The organism is Microcoleus sp. S13_C5, from assembly GCF_036700845.1.
GTDB lineage: Bacteria > Cyanobacteriota > Cyanobacteriia > Cyanobacteriales > Microcoleaceae > Microcoleus.
Genome location: NZ_JAUBPR010000162.1, coordinates 1 through 4593 on the forward strand (window position 1 = coordinate 1; position 4593 = coordinate 4593).

3 protein-coding genes and 1 pseudogene are annotated in these 4593 nt (G+C 45.3%); all 4 read left to right on the forward strand.

Annotation, left to right across the window (positions count from 1 at the left end):
* Positions 1-90 precede the first annotated feature (90 nt).
* Positions 91-690 carry a hypothetical protein gene (locus tag QUA04_RS26440; RefSeq protein WP_333262892.1) on the forward strand — a complete coding sequence of 200 codons (600 nt, stop codon included), beginning with the start codon at positions 91-93 and terminating at the stop codon, positions 688-690.
* A 395-nt stretch (positions 691-1085) separates the two neighbouring features.
* The gene (locus QUA04_RS26445; RefSeq protein ID WP_333262895.1) at positions 1086-1493 is read left to right on the forward strand and encodes a hypothetical protein; all 408 of its coding nucleotides are present in this window, start codon (positions 1086-1088) and stop codon (positions 1491-1493) included.
* 152 nt (positions 1494-1645) lie between these two features.
* On the forward strand, positions 1646-3871 hold the full coding sequence (locus QUA04_RS26450; protein ID WP_333262898.1) for a DUF4347 domain-containing protein: 2226 nt from the start codon (positions 1646-1648) through the stop codon (positions 3869-3871).
* A 349-nt stretch (positions 3872-4220) separates the two neighbouring features.
* Positions 4221-4593, forward strand: a pseudogene (locus QUA04_RS26455) (hypothetical protein); the annotation flags it as partial.

Here is a 4593-nt window from a genome sequence, read left to right on the forward strand (position 1 = left end):
GTAAAAATATTGCTCTCTCATCTTTGGACCAAATAATCTGTATTTTAAAAGACCAAATTAGATGCGCTTACCCTGGGGACTGACTCGGATTTGTCTAATCCTAAGTCCAGGGTTTCTCCTCAGTCTGCAAAAGGGAAAAAGTCTCAGAATATTGTTGAAAAAAAAACTGTTACAGAGGAGATTGAAGAAAGAGAAATTGTTGCAGGTGGGGAAGTTCAAGAGCCGGTTTTAGTGAATGCTCAATCTGATGGGGAGATAAAAGAAAGAGAAATTGTTGCGGGTGAGGAACAGCAAGAAGCGGCGGTGTGTGTTTTGCATCGAGGCGCGAAGGATTATTCGCCCCTACGGATATTGGCAAATAGTCTGGGGAATGACAGCGAAAAAGCGATCGCGCCTAACGCCAATAGCGGATTGCTTTCTGAGTCTTGGGAAAGCCAAAAAGCTCTTGGTGTGCAGGCATCATTAATGCTGCCCGCACAGGGCTGTTGTACGATCAGCGACTGCAATCCGCTGTATTCCCAGTTTCTCAACAGAGAAAACCAATACTTGACCGATGTTCGATCTCAAGAAATGCGATCGCGCCAGGGTGCAGGAGGCATATCGCGCAACGGTGCGTCTTGTGTATCGCCTTTTCTACTGTACAGGAGGATGTGGGCAGACAGTGGCGGCGGCTTGCTTTCTTCCATCTGAAAAATAGGCAGGCAGAAAATCCCTTTAAATCAGTTTTTACAGCCGATTGCTTTCTGAGTCTTGGGAAAGCCAAAAGCTATTGGCGTGCAGGTGGCATTAATGCTGCCGCGAGCTGCAATCCCCTATATTCCCGCTTTCTCGATGACTGGCGCTGGGCGCGATATGGCGCTAGGCGGAATTTGGCATGGAAAAATTCGGCATCCCTGGTTTCGCCAATCTAGATTCTCAGGAAGAGATGGACTGCGTAGCAGGAATTGCTTAAATCCTCCCTCAAACCGCGTCATCCCCCAAAAGTTAGAGATGCCATCTATCTAAAGACTGAATAATTCACAAACCGCCTTCGGGAAACGTCTAACTAATAGAAGAAAAAAAACCAACCCTGGAGTTGAAAAATTATGATTCGTCGTATTGCTTTCGTTAGTGGTCTCGTTATTCTCAATGCTTTTGGTTTCGCTACCGTAGCCCGTGCGGGTGAAGGTGGTGTGGCAGGTTCTGCGGCTTTCACTGTTAACGGCGGTAACGTCACAGGTGTGGCTGTCTCGGCTGCTGTCGGTAAAGAAAATGCTGTTGCTCATTCTTTCAACTACAACGGCACCAATGCAAATGGTTTACAGAACTCAGCCTTTGCCCTTGGTACTGCGGGTACACTGAGCCTCAACGGTCTTGGCGACCCCGCCGGCTTTAACCTCAACACAATAGAAGACAGCGCTCGCGCTACCCCGCAAAGCAATACCTTCACAGCAGGATACACCATCAACCTAGGTACTACTAGCGGCGCTGTTTTGGGTACGACCAAGCCCTAGAACTGTTGAGAGTTGTTAGCTAGCAAGCTGACCCAGTAATTCAATCAATTTTCTCCCCTCTCAAAGATGATATGAGGATCTTAGCGGCTCTCGCCACAGGAAGCCAGGAAAGATCCTCATTAAGAGAGGTTTTTTATCCGCAATACCTTCTGATGAATAACAAGGACATTCCCCAGATGAAACCCATGCTAAATACTACAAAAACTATCAATCCAGCCACCACAATTGTTTTTATCGATGCTGGAGTAGAAAACGCCGATCTACTCATTGAGGGTGTCATTCCCACTACTGAAGTCTTTGTCCTAGATGGGACGGCTGATGGCATCGAGCAAATTAGCCAAGTTTTACAACAGCGTCAGAATATCGATGCCGTTCATATTATTTCTCACGGTTCCCCCGGTTGCTTGTATCTGGGAAATAGCCAACTGAGTTTAGATAACCTTAACCGCTACGCCCCTCAACTGCAACAGTGGGATGTTGTTAATGTGCTGCTCTATGGTTGTAATGTGGCAGCAGGGGATGCAGGAGAAGAATTTATTACTAAGTTACACGCTTTGACCGGAGCCAATATTGCTGCCTCTAAAACCCTGACGGGGAGCGCTGCAAAAGGGGGAAACTGGGAGTTAGAGATGACAACAGGAACAATTGAGTCATCTTTAGCCTTTACCACCGAGACGATGGCAACTTATCAGTCAATATTAGCAGATATTTTTGTTGAGTCTTTTGCCAATAACAGTCAAGGTTGGACACTTGGCCCTGAATGGCAAATCGGATCGGCAACAGCCTCTAGTGGTGGTGTTGGAAACCCTGATCCCTCTGTTGACAATACCATTACCTCTGATAATGGTGTTGCAGGTGTTGTCATTGGTGGAAATGCCTCAACTGCCCTACATGACTATTACTACTTAACCAGTCCTGTAATTAATACCAATACTTCAGGAAGTGTTGTCTTTGATTACTACCGTTGGTTAAATAGCGACTACGCGCCCTATATGACGAATAAGGTTGAGATTTTCAACGGCAGTAGTTGGACTCCTCTGTGGATAAACTCTCAAGGAACATATGATGCAGCTTGGACACCGCAAAGTTTTGATATTTCTGCTTACAAGAGTGCTAATACTCAAATTCGATTTGGTTTTAATATTGGTAGTAATGGTGTATACACTATAGGTTCTTGGAACATTGATGACGTTAAAATTTACACCAATAATGTTGCCCCCACAGATATAAGCCTCAGCCGTAGCAGCATTAATGAAAACGTTGCAGCTAACAGCGCAGTCGGTACTTTCACCAGCACCGACCCCGACACAGGCAATACCTTTACTTACAGTTTAGTGGCAGGCACGGGAGATACCAATAATAGTGCATTCTCCATTGTCAGCAACGAACTGCAAATCAACGCTTCCCCCGACTTTGAAGCCCAGTCCACTTACAACATCCGCGTTCGCACTACCGATCAAGGGGGACTGACTTACGATAAGCCATTGGTAGTCAATATTAACAATGTCAATGAAACACCAACCGACCTTACTCTCAGCAACAACAGCATTAATGAAAATGTTGCCGCTAACAGCGCAGTCGGTACTTTCACCAGCACCGACCCCGACACAGGTAATACCTTTACTTACAGTTTAGTTGCTGGCACGGGAGACACCAATAATAGTGCATTCTCCATTGTCAGCAACGAACTGCGAATCAACGCTTCCCCCGACTTTGAAACTAAGTCCAGTTACAGTATCCGCGTTCGCACAACTGATGCTGGAGGACTGACTTACGATAAGCCATTGGTAGTCAATATTAACGACATCGACGAGTTTGTCAACCTTACACCCAATAACGATCTTTTCCAGGGCACTGGTACTGCCAGTGCCGACCAAATCAATGGTTTACCAGGTAGCGATCGCCTCTACGGTAACGCCGGAAACGATACCATCAATGGTGGCGACGGCGACGATGTTGTCTATGGTGGCAATGATAACGATTTGCTGTTGGGGGGTAATGGCAGCGATCGTCTTTACGGTGATGCTGGTAACGACGAACTCCTTGGTGAAGTGGGTAATGACATCCTCTATGGGGGTGATGGAAATGATATCCTCAATGGCGGTGCAGGTAGCGATCAGCTTTATGGTAATGCAGGGAGTGATACCTTTGTTCTGGCATCGGGAATGGGTCTGGATTCCATCTACAATTTCCAAGATGGCGTAGATATAATCCGATTAGATGGAGGTTTAACTTTCGGCGCTTTACAGATTGCCCAAAGTGGCACTTCCACCTTAATTAAAATTGCATCAACCGGAGTCACCCTCGCTTCTTTAGTTAACACAAATTCCGCCTTGATTGGGGCGACTGATTTTAGCATCGCTAGCGCGGTTGTCTAATTGTCTCAATTTTGAAATTCTCAGGTGCGTTAACTTCCGTTAGCGCACCCTTGATTTTAATTTTATATATTAATTATTTAAAATATTCATTCCAATAAATATTTTTTTATTCCATCTATAGCGAGCCTAAATGAATTCTGTAATTCTTGTAGCGGCAAACTCTCCCTGGTTGCCCCCATCCGTGGGGGGTAGGCACGGGGGCACTACCCCTACATATTTGTACTAATGATTTATACGCGCTATATAAAAATATTAACGCCATAGATTTAATAAATATTAAATTATCAGGATATCAGCGTATAATTACTGTATTAACTGATATATTTAATGCCTAATTGCTGCGCTTGTAATGATAATTAACCCCCTCAAATTTATCGTTAATCCTACTGGGCTCCTCTCAACAGCATACAATGGTAGTATTCTCGTCGGTTTGACTCTCCTGAGCATCGCTTACTCAACCCCAGCTATAGCAGAAACTCGCTCCAATTTACTCGACAAATCCAATCAACTTGATTCCTCTGCTGCGAGTGTTTCCGACCTTCCAGAAACCACCCCTTTATCAGAAACACCCAACTGGTTTACTTATCCTACAAACCAGGAACCCTCATCCCCAAATTTAGCCTCTGAACCTGAACCCACAGAACCCCAATCAACTAATAATCCTACCGGATTGCCCCAACCTTCTGCGCCATCTACTGACCCCGATTACATTATTCCACCTC